At 72.7% G+C, this 16,646-nt stretch carries 13 protein-coding genes; 6 read left to right on the top strand and 7 right to left on the bottom strand.

Annotated elements, in window-relative coordinates:
* Nucleotides 1-242: 242 nt before the first annotated feature.
* The 6 genes from ACH3VR_RS10435 to ACH3VR_RS10460 form a co-directional block, all read right to left on the bottom strand.
* On the bottom strand, nucleotides 243-1,103 hold the full coding sequence (locus tag ACH3VR_RS10435; RefSeq protein WP_396640723.1) for an aquaporin: 861 nt from the start codon (nucleotides 1,101-1,103) through the stop codon (nucleotides 243-245).
* A 109-nt stretch (nucleotides 1,104-1,212) separates the two neighbouring features.
* On the bottom strand, nucleotides 1,213-2,514 hold the full coding sequence (locus tag ACH3VR_RS10440; RefSeq protein ID WP_396640724.1) for a DUF58 domain-containing protein: 1,302 nt from the start codon (nucleotides 2,512-2,514) through the stop codon (nucleotides 1,213-1,215).
* 124 nt (nucleotides 2,515-2,638) lie between these two features.
* Nucleotides 2,639-3,604, bottom strand: coding sequence for an AAA family ATPase (locus ACH3VR_RS10445; protein WP_396640725.1), 966 nt, complete (start codon nucleotides 3,602-3,604; stop codon nucleotides 2,639-2,641).
* The gene (locus tag ACH3VR_RS10450) at nucleotides 3,601-4,806 is read right to left on the bottom strand and encodes a DUF4350 domain-containing protein (protein WP_396640726.1); all 1,206 of its coding nucleotides are present in this window, start codon (nucleotides 4,804-4,806) and stop codon (nucleotides 3,601-3,603) included. The genes ACH3VR_RS10445 and ACH3VR_RS10450 overlap by 4 nt, the downstream gene beginning before the upstream one ends.
* On the bottom strand, nucleotides 4,803-5,474 hold the full coding sequence (locus ACH3VR_RS10455) for a DUF4129 domain-containing protein (protein WP_396640727.1): 672 nt from the start codon (nucleotides 5,472-5,474) through the stop codon (nucleotides 4,803-4,805). Before ACH3VR_RS10455 ends, ACH3VR_RS10450 begins: the two co-directional genes overlap by 4 nt.
* The gene (locus ACH3VR_RS10460; protein WP_396640728.1) at nucleotides 5,465-7,084 is read right to left on the bottom strand and encodes a glycerophosphoryl diester phosphodiesterase membrane domain-containing protein; all 1,620 of its coding nucleotides are present in this window, start codon (nucleotides 7,082-7,084) and stop codon (nucleotides 5,465-5,467) included. The genes ACH3VR_RS10455 and ACH3VR_RS10460 overlap by 10 nt, the downstream gene beginning before the upstream one ends.
* Before the next feature lie 227 nt (nucleotides 7,085-7,311).
* Here ACH3VR_RS10460 and mtrA point away from each other — a divergent pair, with 227 nt between their 5' ends.
* From mtrA to hpf, 5 genes are all read left to right on the top strand, one after another.
* The gene (gene mtrA / locus ACH3VR_RS10465; RefSeq protein ID WP_396640729.1) at nucleotides 7,312-7,992 is read left to right on the top strand and encodes an MtrAB system response regulator MtrA; all 681 of its coding nucleotides are present in this window, start codon (nucleotides 7,312-7,314) and stop codon (nucleotides 7,990-7,992) included.
* A gap of 7 nt (nucleotides 7,993-7,999) precedes the next feature.
* Complete coding sequence (gene mtrB, locus ACH3VR_RS10470) at nucleotides 8,000-9,751, top strand: MtrAB system histidine kinase MtrB (protein WP_396640730.1); 1,752 nt, start codon at nucleotides 8,000-8,002, stop codon at nucleotides 9,749-9,751.
* Nucleotides 9,748-11,430, top strand: a complete 1,683-nt coding sequence (locus ACH3VR_RS10475) for an LpqB family beta-propeller domain-containing protein (RefSeq protein WP_396640731.1) — start codon at nucleotides 9,748-9,750, stop codon at nucleotides 11,428-11,430. The genes mtrB and ACH3VR_RS10475 overlap by 4 nt, the downstream gene beginning before the upstream one ends.
* 126 nt (nucleotides 11,431-11,556) lie before the next feature.
* Nucleotides 11,557-12,246: a ComF family protein gene (locus ACH3VR_RS10480; RefSeq protein ID WP_396640732.1), complete on the top strand. Its 690-nt coding sequence runs from the start codon at nucleotides 11,557-11,559 to the stop codon at nucleotides 12,244-12,246.
* Between the two features lie 88 nt (nucleotides 12,247-12,334).
* Nucleotides 12,335-12,994: a ribosome hibernation-promoting factor, HPF/YfiA family gene (gene hpf, locus ACH3VR_RS10485; RefSeq protein ID WP_396640733.1), complete on the top strand. Its 660-nt coding sequence runs from the start codon at nucleotides 12,335-12,337 to the stop codon at nucleotides 12,992-12,994.
* Nucleotides 12,995-13,308: 314 nt separating this feature from the next.
* Here hpf and ACH3VR_RS10490 read toward each other — a convergent pair whose 3' ends face one another.
* Nucleotides 13,309-14,679 carry a coiled-coil domain-containing protein gene (locus ACH3VR_RS10490; RefSeq protein ID WP_396640734.1) on the bottom strand — a complete coding sequence of 457 codons (1,371 nt, stop codon included), beginning with the start codon at nucleotides 14,677-14,679 and terminating at the stop codon, nucleotides 13,309-13,311.
* Nucleotides 14,680-14,908: 229 nt separating this feature from the next.
* Here ACH3VR_RS10490 and ACH3VR_RS10495 point away from each other — a divergent pair, with 229 nt between their 5' ends.
* Complete coding sequence (locus ACH3VR_RS10495; protein ID WP_396640735.1) at nucleotides 14,909-16,618, top strand: SulP family inorganic anion transporter; 1,710 nt, start codon at nucleotides 14,909-14,911, stop codon at nucleotides 16,616-16,618.
* The last annotated feature ends 28 nt before the right edge of the window (nucleotides 16,619-16,646 follow it).

Raw genomic sequence — 16,646 nt, forward strand, 5'->3', positions numbered from 1 at the left:
GGTTGCACGAGGCTTCTGTCGCGCGGGCGCCGCGCCATCCATTCCTCTTCTGCGCGCCGGGTGGCGGAATCCCGAGCGACGCGTCGAGATCACCTGATCTCGACGAGAGCACCCGTAGTCCACGCGAACAACGTGTGCGTTGGGCGAGCGCATACGATCTCGCCGGGAGAGGGATGCCCGCGGCCCGAGCATGCGAGAGGGCCCGGACGCGGCAGCGTCGGGGCCCTCACGAGGAGATGAGGTCAGGCCTTCTTGGTGCCGTCGAACAGGGCGCGGTAGGCGAAGCCCGCGATGAGCGCGCCGACGAGCGGGAACACGATGAACACCCACAGCTGCGCGAGCGCGAGCCCTCCGCCGTAGACCGCTGTGGCGATCGAGCGGGCCGGGTTGACCGACGTGTTGTCGATCGGGATCGTCGCAAGGTGGATGAGCGTCAGCGTGAGGCCGATCACGAGACCCGCGAAGGCCGGGTTGCCGCGCGTCGAGTGCGTGACGCCGAGGATCACGATGACGAACAGTGCGGTGAACAGAACCTCGACGATGATCGCGCTGCCGATTCCGAAGCCGCCGGGCGAGAGCGTGTCCCAGCCGTTGCTCGCGAAGCCCCCGTCCTGCGCGCCGGCGAGCCACCCGTCAGGTCCGAAGAGGCCGACGAGCACGACGAGCGTCGTCGCGACGAGACCGCCGATGACCTGCGCGATGACGTAGCCGAGCACGCTGCGCCACGGGAACCGGCCTGCGGCAGCGAGACCGATCGTGACGGCGGGGTTGAAGTGGCCGCCCGAGATCGGGCCGAAGGCGTAGGCGCCGCCCACGACCGTGATGCCGATGGCGAGTGCGACGCCGAGGAAGCCGACGCCCTTGTTCGCGGCATCCGTTCCCTCGCCGAAGCCGGCCGTGAACAGTGCGGTGCTGACGAGGCCGAGCACCAGCAGGAAGGTGCCGAAGGCCTCGGCGGTCAGGGTGGCGGCCGTCGACGGGGCGACGGGCGTGTGGATCAGGGGAGTCGGCGGCACCGGCACGTCGGGTTTCGGGTCGGCCGATGCGGGCGTGTGCTCGAGGGGCGTCGGCCTCACCGGCTTCTCAGGTCGCGGATCGCTCATGGGATTGCTTCTCCTTCGCGTGCGAGACGGCGGAACCACCGCCCGACGCGAGCCTAGGGCATGCCCAGCGAACTCCCAGGGAGGATGTTCGGGATGCCGCCACCCGGCGTCACAGCCGGCCGGCGGCCTTCAGCGCGAGGTAGCGGTCGGCGATCCGCGGCGGGAGCGCGTCGGGGGTGTCGGCGATCGCCTCGGCGCCCGCGCGGCCGATCGCGGCGGCGACGGCGGCGGCGTCCCGCTCGGTGCGGGCTCCCGCGGCCTCGCGGTAGACGTCCGCGGCGTCCGGCCGCGCGTCGACCGCGGGCGCACTGTCGGTCACCGTGCCGACGAGCACGTGAGCGCGCTGCGCGAGCGCGGGAAGCGACCCGAGGAACCCGCGGGCGGCCTCGGCGGCATCCTGAGCAGTCAGGAGCACCACGAGCGACGGGCGCGACGTGAGGGCTCTCACCTGGGCGAAGGCCGCGTCCCAGTCGGTGTCGATGAGCTGGGGCTCGACGGGCGCCATGGCGTCGACGAGGGCGGGCAGCAGGCCCGGTCCGTCGACTCTCGTGACGCGCGCCCGGATGACGCGATCGAACATGAGCAGGTGGGTGTGATCGCCCGCGCGATTGGCGAGGGCGGCGAGGAGCAGCGCGGCCTCCATCGCCGCATCCAGGCGCACGCCGTCGCCCACCCGGGCGGCGGCGGTGCGGCCCGTGTCGACGACGATGACGACGTGCCGGTCGCGCTCGGGCCGCCACGTGCGCAGCATCGTCGTCGACGACCGCGCCGTCGCCCGCCAGTCGATGGAGCGCACGTCGTCGCCGCGCACGTACTCCCGCAGGCTGTCGAACTCGGTCCCCTGCCCGCGCACCTGAACGCTCGTCGAGCCGTCCAGCTCGCGCAGACGCGCGAGCCTCGACGGCAGGTGCCGCCGCGCTGTGAACGGCGGGAGCACGCGCAGCGCCCCCGGTTCGTCGAGACGGGCCTGGCGTCCGGCGAGGCGCAGAGGGCCGTCGGAGCGGACGGCGACGAACTCCGAGCGCAGCTCGCCGCGGCGTCGCGGGAGCAGCGGGACGACGAGCCGACGCCGCTCCTCGGGCGGCACGTCGAGCGCGAGACGCGCCGGCGGGGCGCCCGCCGTCGGCTGCCAGGCGTCGCGCACGCGGCCGCGGATCCGGCGTCGGCCGCCGTTCGCGAGCCAGAGCTCGGCCTCGACCCGCTGGCCGAGGAGCGCCCGCCGGGGGATGCGCCGCTCGACCCGCAGCGCGCGCGGCGACGCCGCGGCGGCGGCATCCATCAGCGCGAGCCCCACGCAGAGGAGGATCCAGCCGCCCGCAACCGCCCACGCGTCGATGCCGGTGAGTGACAGCAGCACGACGGGCACGATGCCCAGGGCGACGAGGATCGGGAGGCGTCCGGTGACGTACATGCCTATCCTCCGAGCCGCGAGCCGATACAGCCCCGACGAACCGATACGGATCGGGCGGCGTGAGGCGTATCGGCTCGCGAGGAACGTATCGGCTCGTGCATGAGGCGAAGAGCGCGCATGACGGTCAGATCGGCACGCGCGTCTGCTGCACGACGGACGCGAGGACGGCGTCGACCGAGACGCCCTCCAGCTCGGCATCGGGACGCAGGCGGATGCGGTGCCGCCACGTCGGCACGAGCATCGTCTGGATATGGTCGGGCGTGATCGCGGGATAACCGCCCAGCCACGCCCACGCCTTCGAGGCCGCGAGCAGCGCCGTCGCCGCACGCGGGCTCACGCCGAGCTGCACGGAGGGGCTGCGTCGCGTCGCCTGCGCGAGATCGACGACGTAGCCGAGCACGTCGTCGGCGACCGTGACGGATGCCGCGGCCCGCTGCGCCGCGTGGATCTCGTCGGCCGACACGACCCGGGCGAGCCCCGCAGCGGCGAGGTCGCGCGGGTCGAAGCCGCTCGCATGCCGGCGGAGCACGGCGAGCTCGGCGTCGCGGGGCGGCACGTCGACGATGAGCTTGAGCAGGAACCGGTCGAGCTGCGCCTCGGGCAGCGTGTAGGTGCCCTCGTGCTCGATGGGGTTCTGCGTCGCGGCGACGAGGAACGGGTCGGGCAGGGCCCTGGTCACGCCGTCGGAGGAGACCTGCCGCTCCTCCATCGCCTCCAGCAGCGCCGCCTGCGTCTTGGGCGGGGTGCGGTTGATCTCGTCGGCGAGCACGATGTTCGTGAAGACGGGTCCCGCGCGGAATTCGAACTCGCCCGCCTTCGCGTCGTAGATGAGCGAGCCCGACACGTCGCCGGGCATCAGGTCGGGCGTGAACTGGATGCGCTTCGTGTCGAGCCCGAGCGCAGTCGAGAAGGCGCGCACGAGGAGCGTCTTGGCGACACCGGGCACGCCTTCCAGCAGCACGTGGCCGCGGGACAGGAGCGCGATCAGCAGACCTGTCACGGTGCCGTCCTGACCGACGACGGCCTTGCCGACCTCGAGTCGCACGCGGTGCATCGCCTCGCGAAGCTGATCGGGGGAAGCGTCGGTCATGGGGTGTTCCTTTCCGGGCGGACGGCCTGGCGGACCGCCTCCTCGAGATGGCGGAGCCGATCGCGGAGGGCGACCAGCGCGGCGTCGTTCGCGGGCAGTTCGTCGATCAGGATGCCGCGCACGGCGCGGCGGTCCCACGCGAGCCGATCGGCCGCGGCATCCGCGATCTCGGCGGCGCTCGCGGCGGGACCGAGGCCGAGCAGGCGCGCGAGGCGTGCGAGGGCGGCGATGCGCAGCTGGTCGGCCGCGTGCACGGTGTCGCGGGCACGCGCGTACAGGCGGGCACGGCCCTCGGTCGTCTCGGAGGCGCGCACCGTGACCGGCAGCCGCTCGGCGACGAGCGGGCCGAAGCGCCGGCCTCGCCACACGGCCGCGGCGATGCCGGCGACGAGCAGGAGCACGATCGCGGGGCTCACCCACGGCGGCGTGAGATCGCCGAGCGTCGGGGCGCCGCCGGCGAGATCGGTGTCGCCCACGCCCGGCATGTACCAGACGACGCGCCCGTGGCGGCCCATCAGGTTGATCGCGAGGGCGGCGTTGCCGTCGTCGGCGAGCGACTCGTTGACGAACAGCGCGCGGCCGTCGACGGCCGACACACGATGGGCCCCGGTGTCGTGCACGAGCAGCGCGTGACCGTCGCCCGAGGGGTAGCAGGCCGCGACGCCGTCGCCGGGCCGGTAGACGGCCCCCGCGACGATCGCCCCGGCGCGCCGGGCGTCGGCGACGTCGCAGCCGGGGGAGGACGGTGCGGCCGTGCCGTAGCCCGCCGGTGACGAGCCGTGCAGCAGGAGCCGCAGCGTCCGCGCCCGCGGGGCGAGAAGCACGGCGTCGCGCGCGCCGTCGGCGAGCCCCGCGACGGCCTCATCCGAGAGCGCCGGCGTATCGGGCATGACGAGCGTCGCGGACTGTCCGTCCAGCGCGGCCCGCGCCGTCGTGTGGTCCCGGGCGACGACGACTTCGACTCCGTGCTCGCGCAGGATGTTCACGACGGCCATCGCGCCGTCGGGTCCCGCCGACTCCGGGTCGAGCGCGCCCCGCTCCGCCCACTGCGACACGCTCGCGAGCACCGCGCCCACCCCGCCCACGAGCAGGACGACGACGGCGATCGCGATCCATCCGCCGAGTCGGCGGCGGCGGGCCGATCGCTCAGGCGAGGCGGCTGGGGATGCCGCACCCGCCGCCGACGGAGCAGCCGATGTCATCGCACCTCCGCCAGGAGCGGACGTGATGCCGCGACCGCGGCGTCGACGGCGGCCACGCGACGGTAGAGCTCGGCGGTGCCGGGGCGGCGCAGGTAGCGCACGTCGTCGAACGCGACAGCCGCGGCCTCGAGCTCGGCTCCCGACCCGGGGAAGGCGCGCGCGGCCTGCCGCGCGAAGCCGTGCACCGTCGCACCCGGCGGCGTCTCGACGACCCCGCGCTCAGCCAGCCCACGCGCGAGCGCGCGGAAACGGAGCACGATCGCCTCGTCCCATTCGCCCCGGGCCGCGTGCGCCTCGGCCGCCGCGCGCAGCTCGGCAGCGGGCCGGACATCGGACTCCCCGAAGAGCTCGGCGACGGCCACACGCGAGCGGTGCGTGGCCCGTGGCACTCCCCACACGAGGAACGCCGCGACGATGAGCAGGACCACGACGACGGCGGCCACGACGGCGAAGGTCGAGGCCCACCCGCCGTCGAGCTGGGTCGAGAAGAGCTGCGCGAAGAAGTCGCCGACGGCGCGCGAGACGCGGTCGAACAACGTCGGCTGCGCTTCGGCGTAGACGGGCTTGGAGAGCTCCTCCTCGGCCCATCGGCGTGCCTCTTCGCCGTCGGGCGTGAGGGGTGGGACCGAGTCGGCGAGGCGCGCGAGCAGTGCCGGCGTCACGACCACGGCGACTCGCGGTCGACGCCGTCGGCCGGTTCGCCCGGTGCCGCCCAGCGCGTGGGCTCGGACCCGGGCTCGGCGGGGGCGGCCTGCGCCGGCGGGCCGGACTGAGGCTGCTGCGGGGCCTGCGGGTACGACTGGGCCTGGGCCTGGGCCTGGGCCTGGGCCTGCGGCTGCGCCTGCGGGTACGCCTGAGCCTGCGGCTGCGGCTGCGGCTGCGCCTGCGGGTACGCCTGAGCCTGCGGCTGCGCCTGCGGGTACCCCGGTGCCTGCAGCTGTTGCGCATGTCCCCACTGCTGAGGCTGCTGCGGGTACCCCTGCGTCTGCGGGTGGGCCGGCGACTGCGGGTAGGCCTGCGCCTGCGAGTAGGCCTGCGCCTGCGGGTGGGCCTGCGCCTGCGGGTACCCCTGCGCCTGCGGGTACCCCTGCGCCTGCGGGTACCCCTGCGCCTGCGGATAGCCCGGGTACCCCTGCGGATAGCCCGGGTACCCCTGCGGATAGCCCGGAGCCGGATATCCCGCACCATACGGCGCGTACCCCGCCGGCGCGTACGCCAGCGCGGCCCACCGCGGCCCGACGGTGCGGCCGATGCCTGCGCGATACGGGTCGGGAAGACCTTGCGCCCCGGCATCCCGTCTCTCGACGTAGGCGAGCAGATCGAGGTCGAGCCCCTCGTGGCGCATCCGGCAGTCGATGTAGATGAGCGCCGCGGCCGTGGACTGCACGACGGTGGCGACGGACTGGATGAGCAGGGTCACCGCCTGCGCGAGCAGGCTCGTCGCGATGATCGAGATGATCTCGGTCGCCGTCGCGTCGCCGGTCGGCGCGATGATCGTCGAAAGTCCCGCGCCGATGAAGGAGAACGGGATGCTGACGACCTGGGCGATCCCGCCGAAGATGAGGCTGACGAGCACCACAACCCCGAGCGCGGGCCAGAAGCGCCGGCGGGTGAGACGCCACGAGCGGGCGATGGCGCCGCCGACGGTCGCCCGTTCGAGGATGATCGCCGACGGAGCGAGCAGGAGCTTGACCGAGAGCCAGAGGATGACGGGGATCGACGCGAACACCGCGAGCACGCCGAGCGCGGCGGCGAGAGGCGCGGCGACGAAGGCGAGGGCGAAGATGCCGAGCCCGACGACCGCGAAGCCCGCGATCGTCGCGACGAGCAGGAGGGCCGCGTAGCCGATGAGCCGCCACACGACGGGCTTGACCTGCCGCCACAGGGCGCCGAGGGTCAGCTTCTCGGCAAGCGCCGCGTGCGCCACCTCGGTGACGACGACGCCCTGCACGATGACACTCAGGGCGCCCGCGGCCAGGCCCAGCACGACGCCGACGATCACCGTGAGCGCGATCGAGCCCGCGAGCACGGCCTGGTAGTCGTCGGTTCCCGGCTGCAGGGTCTCGAGACGGGAGAACGACGCCCACCCGACGACACCCACGAGCACGATGACCACGACGTAGGCGACCGCCTGCACGCAGAGCGCGAAGCCGAGGAGCACGCGCGGGTTCTGCCTCAGAGCCGTGAACGAGCGCCCGAGGATCGTGCCGAACGTCAGCGGGTGCAGGGGGATGATCCCCGGCCGGGAAGCCGGCGTCCAAGCCGGGTAGGCGGTCACAGCTCCTCCTCATGAGCCCGCGCCCGGGAGGCCGGCATGCGGCCCGCGGCGGGGTCGGGCAGACCCCTATCGTGTCACACCGCTCCGACGCGTTCGGCGGCTCCCCAGGCCGCGTCGGGCCGTGGTTCAGGCAGTGTCGACTAATCTTTGGATCAGTGCGCCCTGGGGAGGCAAGCGGGCTGCGCCCGCGCTGTGCCGGGGCCGGACGATAAGGACGAACGCGCGCGATGAGTTCACGCATCCTGGTGGTCGACGACGACACCGCCCTGGCCGAGATGATCGGCATCGTGCTGCGCACGGAAGGCTTCGACACGGTCTTCTGCGCCGACGGTGCGCAGGCGGTCGAGGCCTGGCGGACGGAGCGACCCGATCTCATGCTCCTCGACCTCATGCTGCCCGGAATGGACGGCATCGAGATCTGCACGCGCGTGCGAGCCGAGAGCGGCATCCCGATCATCATGCTCACCGCGCGCACCGACACCGCCGACCTCGTGAAGGGGCTGGAGTCGGGCGCCGACGACTACATCGTCAAGCCGTTCAACCCGAAGGAGCTCGTGGCGCGCATCCGCACGCGCCTGCGCCCCGCAGCGCAGCCCGTCGGCGACACGCTGCGCATCGGCGACCTCACGGTCGACGTCGCGGCGCACGAGGTGCGTCGCGGCGACGGTGCGATCTCGCTCACGCCGCTCGAGTTCGAGCTGCTCGTCGCCCTCGCCTCCAAGCCGCAGCAGGTGTTCTCGCGCGAGATGCTGCTCGAGCAGGTCTGGGGCTACCACTACAAGGCCGACACGCGCCTCGTGAACGTGCACGTGCAGCGGCTGCGCGCCAAGGTCGAGGTCGACCCCGACAACCCGAAGATCGTCACGACGGTCCGCGGCGTGGGCTACCGGGCCGGCGCGGTCGTGTGAGGTCGGCGTGACGGCGGCGCAGACGGGCGCGATCGCCGCTCCCCGCGGCAAAGCGACCGGATGGCGCGAATGGCGGCACTGGCCCGACGACCTCGCGCGGCTCTGGCGCCGGTCTCTGCGGTTCCGGATCGTCCTGGTGACCCTCGCGCTGACGGCCGCCGCCGTGCTCGTCGCGTGCGTGTGGATGGCGCTCGTGATCCAGCGCGACCTCTTCGACTCCCGTCAGACGCAGGTGCTCACCGATGCCCGCCGCGCGACGGTCGCCGCGCAGGAGACGCTCGACAACGCCGCGGTGCAGGGCGGCGACACGGTGCAGCTGCAGAGCCTCATGAACAGCGTGCGGGCCATCCTCATCCAGCAGTCGTCCACCGATATGATCGCGGCCTTCCGCGTCGACCGCACCGCGACGCAGGCGCCGCAGGACTTCGCGGTGGGCGGCTTCGACGAGTCGCTCATCACGGCCGGTATGCGGGCCGCCGTGCGCACCAACTCCGAGCCGCAGTGGTGGCAGTCGGTGGGCCTGGCCGGTCCCGACGGCGGCACGATCCCGGGCATCGTCGTGGGGCAGCAGCTGGTGCTTCCCGACGTCGGCGCGTACGAGCTGTACTTCGCCTACGACCTCGCGAGCGCCGATCAGACCCTCGGCTTCATCCAGGGCATCCTGTGGGTCGTCGGCATCGGGCTCGTCGTACTCATCGGCGCCATCGCGTGGTTCGTGCTGCGCTCGGTCACGACGCCGATCGGCGAGGCCGCCGAGACGAGCGCGCGCCTGGCCGCGGGAGAGCTGACCGTGCGGCTCCCCGTGCACGGCGAGGACGAGCTCGCGACGCTCGGCCGGTCGTTCAACGCCATGGCCGACAGCATCGAGTCGCAGATCAAGGAGCTCGCCGATCTGTCGCTCGTGCAGCAGCGCTTCGTCTCCGACGTGTCGCACGAGCTTCGCACTCCGCTGACGACGATCCGGCTCGCCGCCGACATGATCAACGACCAGCGCGACGACTTCGATCCCGCGACGGCGCGCGCCGCGGAGCTCCTCAACGCCCAGGTGCAGCGCTTCGAGACGCTCCTGACCGACCTGCTCGAGATCAGCCGCTACGACGCCGGCTCCGTGCAGCTCGAGCTCGAGCCCACGAGTCTGGCCCACCTCGCGGAGGACGTCATCGCGTCGATGCACCAGCTGGCCGAGCAGCACGGCACCGATGTGCGGCTCGTGGCGCCCGGCGGGTACTCGCCCGTCGACATGGACCCGCGCCGCATCCGCCGCATCGTGCGCAACCTCCTGGGCAACGCGATCGAGCACGGCGAGCGGCGTCCTATCGTCGTGACGGTCGACAGCGACCAGCAGGCCGTCGCACTCGGCGTGCGCGACTTCGGCCTCGGGATGCGCCCCGCCGAGACCGAGCATGTCTTCGACCGGTTCTGGCGTGCCGACCCCTCGCGCACGCGCACGATCGGCGGCACGGGCCTGGGCCTTTCCATCGCACTCGGCGACGCGCGGCTGCACGGCGGCGAGCTGGCCGTGTGGTCGGAGCCCGGCCGCGGATCCAACTTCGTCCTGACGCTGCCGCGCGGCACCGCGCCGCTGACGGGCTCCTCGCCCATCCGGCTGGAGCCTGCCGACGAGACGCAGGACGAGTTCGGCCGCACACAGCCGATCGAGGTCACGACGGCCTCCACGCCCCCTCGCTCCGTCGCAGACGCGCCGGAGCGAGCCTCCGGGCGCGGGGGCGCGACCTCGGCCCGGGGAGGCAAGCCGTGAGGCGCCTTCGCTCGGGCCTGGCCGCCGTCGTCGCGGCCGTGACGCTCGCGCTCGCCGGATGCGCCGGACTGCCGACGTCCGGCAGCGTGCAGCCGGGTCTTCCCGCCGACGCCGACGCGGGCAGCCCCGACTTCGCGCTTCTCCCCGACAGCCCGCAGCCCGGAGCGTCGCCGCAGGAGATCGTCGACGGCTTCGTCCGGGCAGGGACCGGTCCGGGCCCCGACGGCTCGTGGGCGGTCGCGAAGGAGTACCTCACGCCTGCCGAGGCCCGTCGCTGGGATCCGACCGCCAACGTCACGATCGACGAGCCGGGGCTTCGGGGGTTCTCGTCGTCGGCCGAGGACCAGGTGTCGGTGACGACGACCCCCGTCGCCACGATCGACGAGATCGGCGCGTACTCGCCGTCCGTCGAAGGGCCGACGACGCTGCCGTTCCAGCTCGCGAAGCAGAGCGACGGCGAATGGCGCATCTCCAAGGCGCCCGACGGGCTCCTGCTCGACACGTCGCAGTTCTCCAACGTGTTCCACCGCTACGCCCTGATGTACTTCGACCCGACGTGGCAGTTCCTCGTGCCCGACGTGCGGTGGTTCCCTGCGACGAACGCGCCGACCTACATCGCCGACGCCCTGGTCAACGGCCCGCCCGCCCCGTGGCTCGCGGCATCCGTCGCGACGGCGTTCCCCGAAGACGTGTCGGCGAGCCCCTCGGTGCCGGTCGACAGCGGCGTCGCCCAGGTGGAGCTGAGCACGGCGGCGATCCAGCTCGGCACCGACACGCTCTCGCGCATGCAGGCGCAGCTCGCCGAGAGCCTGCAGACGGCGAGCGGGGTGTCCGACGTGCAGATGGCGGCGGGCACGACACCGCTCGAGGTCGAGCCCGCCCCGGTCCGCTCGACGCGGGTGAGCAACCAGGCCGCGGTGCTGACGCAGGACGGCTTCGGGTTCCTGACGGGCAACCAGCTCCAGCCGATCCCCGGGCTGACGCCGGCGATGACCCAGGTCGACCCCGTCTCGATCCAGTTGTCGCCCGATCGCGACTTCGCGGCCGCGCGGCTGGACGGCGGAGCCGTCGCGCGCGTGTCGGCCGACGACGGCCTCGTCGTGTACGACCAGCGTCCCGGCCTCATCGATCCGACCGTCGACCCGTCGGGCTACACGTGGAGCGTGCCGGGCGACGCGCCGTCGCAGCTCACCGCCTTCGCGCCGGGACACGACCCCATCCACATCGCCGAGGCGTGGCCCGAGGCGACGCAGGTGAGCGCGATGTCACTCTCCAGAGATGGCACGCGCCTCGCGGCCGTCGTGACCTCGGGCGGCCGCCCGTCGGTCTGGGTCTCGGGCGTCGTGCGAGACACGAAGGGCGTGCCGTCGGCGCTCGGCGAGCCGCTGCTGCTGCAGCTGCTGTCGGGTTCGGGAATCGCCGTGTCGTGGCTGGACGACTCCACGATCGCGGTGCTGGCGAGCGCAGGCGACGACGCGGAGGTCGTCGACCTCACGGTCGGCGGCCCCTCCGCGACGACCCCGGCGCCCGCGGGTGCGGCGCAGCTCGCGGGCATCAACAACGGCAACATGCGCGTCAAAGGCGTGTCGGGCGAGCTGTACTCGAAGCGCGGGTCGACGTGGCCGCAGACCGCCGTCGGCATCTTCGTGCTCGCGACACAGCAAGGCTCGCCGCGCTGACGGACCGCCTCCGTCGGGAGGGGGAGGGATGCCGCGCTCTCCTCCCCGGGACGCGTGCGCGCCGCAGTCATCCACCGCAGCGGCCGCGCGGGCGGGCCGACCTCGTGGCGCGCGCCACGATGAGGCATGCCCTCCGCCTTCCTCGCCGCCCGCGGTGCCCTCGCCGACGCGCTGACGCTCCTTCTCCCCGTCGACTGCGCGGGATGCGACGCGCCCGACACGCCCCTGTGCGAGGCCTGCGGGGCAGCCCTCGAGCCGACGCCCCGACGACGGGCGATCGAGCCCGGGCTCGGGGTGTGGAGCGGGCTGGCTTTCGAGGGGGTCACGGCCCGCGTCATCCGCGCCCTCAAGGAGGAGGGACGCACGGGTCTCGCCCACGCCCTCGCGCCGGCGCTGCTCGCCGCCGTGGCCGCGGCGAGCGGCATGACCGTTCCTCACGACGCGCCCCTCGTCGTCGTCCCGGTGCCCACGTCGCGTGCGGCCTTCCGGCGGCGCGGCTACCGCGTGCCCGATCTCGTCGCGCGGCGAGCGGGCCTCGAGGTCGCGAACCTGCTCGCCCCAGGCCGCCGCACGGCCGACCAGCGTGGGCTCGACCGCGACGCACGGCGGCGGAACGTCGCCCGTTCGCTCGTCGCGACACAACCGCCCCGGCCCGTGCGCGCTGTCGTGATCGACGATGTCGTGACGACCGGTGCGACCCTCGCCGAGGCCGCGCGCGCCCTGCGCGCGGCGGGCGTGGAGGTCGTCGGTGCCGCCGTCGTGGCCGCGACGCCGCGCCTATCAGTGATCGGGAAATCTTCGGAAACTGATAGGTGACAGGCACGGGACGCTCGTCTACCGTGGGGGTGACAAGGCGACTGAAGGTCCGCCCTTGACCGGGTGGACCGGAACAAGGAGGTCAGGGATGGAAACCAGCATCGTCGGCGTGGGAGTGGGGATCACAGATCGCTTCCGCTCGGTCGTCGAAGAGAAGGCCGCCCGAATCGAGCACCTCGCTCCGCGCGCTCAGCGCGTCGACGTCAAGGTCACGCATCGCGCGTACCACAACGGACGAGTCGAAGACGACACCGTCGAGCTGACACTCACCGGCAAGGGACCCCTGGTCCGTGCCGAGGCGACGGACGGCGACAAGTTCGCCGCCCTAGACCTCGCGGTCGACAAGTTGTGCGAGCAGCTGCGCCGCGCGAAGGACAAGCGGGTGGATTCCCGCAACCACCCCCGGGGCGCGAAATTCGAGAAGGGCAGCGGCGCGCTCGAGGGCATCGATCTCCAGCCCGCGTCGGTGGACGTCATCCGCGCCGTCGCGACCGGCGAGATCCCGATCATCACCGGCAACGAGGAGGAAGCGGACTACACCCCCGTCGTCATCCGGATGAAGCACTTCGACGCCGAGTGGATGACGGTGGAAGACGCCGTCGACCGCATGGAGCTCGTCGGCCACGACTTCTTCCTGTTCATCGACGCCCGCAGCGACCACCCGAGCGTCGTCTACCGCCGCAAGGGCTGGGACTACGGCGTCATCTCGCTGTCGACGCTCGCGGCGCCCACCGAGTTAGCCTCATAGTCTTCGACGAACAAGAAGGGATGCCGCGGCTCGCGGCATCCCTTCTTCTTGTGCGGTCCCCCCGGAGACCGTGAGCCTCCATCTGACTGCCGAGAGCGTGGGGGCCACCCGCGTTCTCAGCACTCAGATGGAGGCTCACGGTCTCCGGGGGGACCGCACCAGAAGAAGGGATGCCGCGGCTCGCGGCATCCCTTCTTCTGGTGCGGTCCCCCCGGAGACCGTGAGCCTCCATCTGACTGCCGAGAGCGTGGGGGCCACCCGCGTTCTCGGCACTCAGATGGAGGCTCACGGGTTGGGGGGCGCCAGCCGGGCCCTCAGTCGAACATGCCGTCCAGCAGGCTGCCGATGACGAGGCCGCCGAGGACGCCGCCCATGATGTCGCTCGCACCGCCGCGTCCGCCGCGGGAGCCCCAGCCGGCTTGCGGCTGGCCCCAGGCGCCGTTCCCCGGCTCGCCCCAGCCCTGCGGGCGGTAGGCCTCGATGTCGCGCTGCGCGAGCTGGAGGCCCTCGCTCGCGAGGAAGGCCGACCGGCGCGCGATGGCCAGGGCCTGCTCGCGCTGCTCCTCCGGGATGCTCGTGGCCGCGGCAGCCGACGTGCCGAGGAAGCGATCGAGGTCGACGCGCACCCGCTCGGCCTCGGCGAGGCGCGTGCGGGCGTCGGCGCCGATCCAGCCGCGGTGGCCCGCGATGACGTCCCGCGCGACGGCGAGCTGCCGGTCGGCGTCGTCGACGGCGTTGCGGACATGGGCGAAGTCGGGCACAGGGTGCGCTTCGCGCTGTCGCGCGGCCGCGATCGCGGCATCCAGCCCCGCGTTCGCCTCGCGCAGCTGCGTGAGCAGCGTGAACGGATCGGTGTTGACGCCCGCGGCGGGGAGCGCGGCCAGCGCCGCCTCGAGCTCGCGCATCGCCTCGAGGACTGCGGGCACCTGCGGAGCCTGACGGGCGACGACCAGGTCGCCACGCGAATCCTCCACCACCGCGGCGAGCGTCGACTCGGCCCGCAGCGCCTCGACCTCGAAGGTCTCGACGGCTTCCACGAGCGTGCCGGCGCGGCGGACGGCCTCGGTGGAGGCCTCGAGGGCGAGATTGGCCTGCTCGCGCTGGCCGGCTTCGCGACGCCGCTCCGAAACCCCGGCGCTGTGCTCCGCGAAGCCGAGGAGCTGATCGGCCTCGGCGGGATTCGCCGCGATGCTCGCGAGCGCCTCGGTCGAGTAGCGGGCGGCCAGGCGCGTCAGGGTCTCCCGGGTCTGCGGGAGCAGCCCACGCAGCCGCGCGGCATCCGCCCGCACCCCCGCGATGATCTCGGGAGCCCGCCGCACGCGGGCGATGCGCTCGGCGAGCGCCTCGGTCCGGTCGTCGAGGAGCTCTTCGGCCCAGTCGCACAGCTGCACGATGCGCGCATTGCGCGTGCGCAGCTCCTCCGCGGTGTCGGGGATCTCGTCGTGGTTGAGCTGGTGGAGATGGAACGCCTCGCCGAGGTGCTGCTTCACCGACTCGAGCGCATCGCGGAGGTCCTTCGTCGCGTCGGCACCCAGCTCCGCGTCGGCGAACACGAGCTCGTCGCCGGTCACCCGGATGCGCTCGTCTGCCTGCACGAGCGCCGCCTGTGCACGCCGCGCGAGGTCGGCATCCTGAGCTTCGAGCTCCTCACGATCACGCTTGCGCTTTCCCCAGAATCCGGCCATGCGTCCAGCCTAAGGTCGCGCCGCCGAGGGGATGCCGGGAGCCGGCGCACACCCGCGGCGGGTGAGAAGGCGCGTGTCGCCTCTGGCGCCCGGCACCCGAGTGCAAAAGAATGTCGCGCAGAGTTCATCCGCCGTTCGTACCGAGCGGCCGGCGGATCGGTCTCGATCCTCGGGCTCGAGGACCTCGCCGGGCGCTCGCACCGCCCCTCGCCGAATCGGATGCGCTCTGATGCCGTTCCCGAAAGCACTCACCCCCGTCTCGCTGCGCGGATATCAGCGCGCCTGGCTCGGCCGCGACCTCCTGGCCGGCGTCACGCTCGCCGCCGTCGCGATCCCGGAGGTGATGGGGTACACCTCGATCGCGCAGACGCCCGTCGTGACGGGCCTCTACACGATCCTGCTCCCGCTCCTCGCCTTCGCGCTGCTGGGCTCGTCGAAGCTCCTCGTCGTCGGCGGCGACTCCGCGACGGCGGCGATCCTCGCGGCGGGACTGGCCGGCGCGGGCATCGCGGGTCTGCAGCCGGGGTCGTCGCAATGGGTCGCGCTGTGCGGGCTCACGGCTCTCATGACCGGTGTGATCCTGCTCATCGCGCGGCTGCTGCGCCTGGGCTTCATCGGCGACTTCCTCTCGGCATCCGTCCTGATCGGCTTCCTGACGGGCGTCGGGATCCAGGTCGCGACCGGTCAGATCCCCGACATCCTGGGCGTGCCGAAGGGGAGCGGCAACTGGTTCCAGCAGCAGTGGTCGTGGATCTCCTCGCTGGGCCAGGTGTCATGGCCGACGCTGGCCTACGGCCTCGGCACGATCGCGATCATCTACATCTTCAAACTGTTCATCCCCAAGATCCCCGGCGCCATCGTCGCGGTGGTCGGCCTCCTGACGGTCGCGACCGTGACGGATGCCACGACCTATGGAGTGGCCGTCATCGGTGCGATCAAGGGCGGACTCCCGCCGCTCGGCCTTCCGCAGGGACTCGAGTGGAGCGATGTCCCCGCCGTCATCCCGACGGCCTTCGCCTGCTTCTTCATCGTGATCGCGCAGAGCGCGGCGACGTCGCGCAGCTTCGCGCTCAAGCACGGCGACCGCGCCGACGTCAACCGCGACATCGTGGGCCTGTCCGCCGCCAACCTCGCGGCGGGGCTCAGCGGCACGTTCGTCGTGAACGGATCGCCGACCAAGACCCAGATCCTCGACGGCGTGAAGGGCCGCACGCAGGTGGCGAACCTCGTCGTCGTTGTGGTCACGCTCATCGTCCTGCTGTTCCTCACGGGGCTCCTCACCGACCTCCCGAAGGCCGTGCTCGCGGGTGTCGTGTTCGTCATCGGCGTCGAGCTCATCGACATCAAGGGACTCGCGCGGGTCTCGCGTCGCCGCCCGCGCGAGCTCCTCATCGCTGTCGTGACCGCGCTCACGGTGTTCCTCGTCGGCGTCGGCGCCGGCATCGTGCTCGCGCTCGCGCTGTCGCTCATCGACGTGATCGAGCGCCAGTACAAGGCCCGCGCACTCGTGCTCGAGCCGAAGCCCGAGGGCGGGTACGGGTACGAGGACGCCGTCCCGGGGGCGCAGAGCTCGCCGGGACTGGTGGTGTTCCGGTTCGACGCCGACCTCTTCTTCGCGAATGCGAGCGGCTTCACCGATCGCGTCGAGGGTGTCGTCGCGGGCGCGCCCGATCCCGTCCAATGGTTCATCCTCGACTGCAGCGGTGTGTCCGACGTCGATTACTCGGCCGGACAGGCGCTTGCCGACATGACCGACTACCTCCATAAGCGCGGCATACACCTCATCCTCGCCCGGCCCGAGGCGAGCCTTCTGGAGACGCTGAATCGCTACGAGCTCATGGGGCGGATCAGCCCCGAGCACGTCTTCGACGACCTCGACAAGGCGGTCGCGGCCTATCCCGGCCCCGCCGCTCCGGCGGCTCCGCCGCCCGCGAGCTGAGCGCGGCGGCGTCCGCCCGCCGGCGGGG

It is taken from the genome of Microbacterium alkaliflavum, from assembly GCF_044325405.1.
Lineage (GTDB): Bacteria > Actinomycetota > Actinomycetes > Actinomycetales > Microbacteriaceae > Microbacterium > Microbacterium alkaliflavum.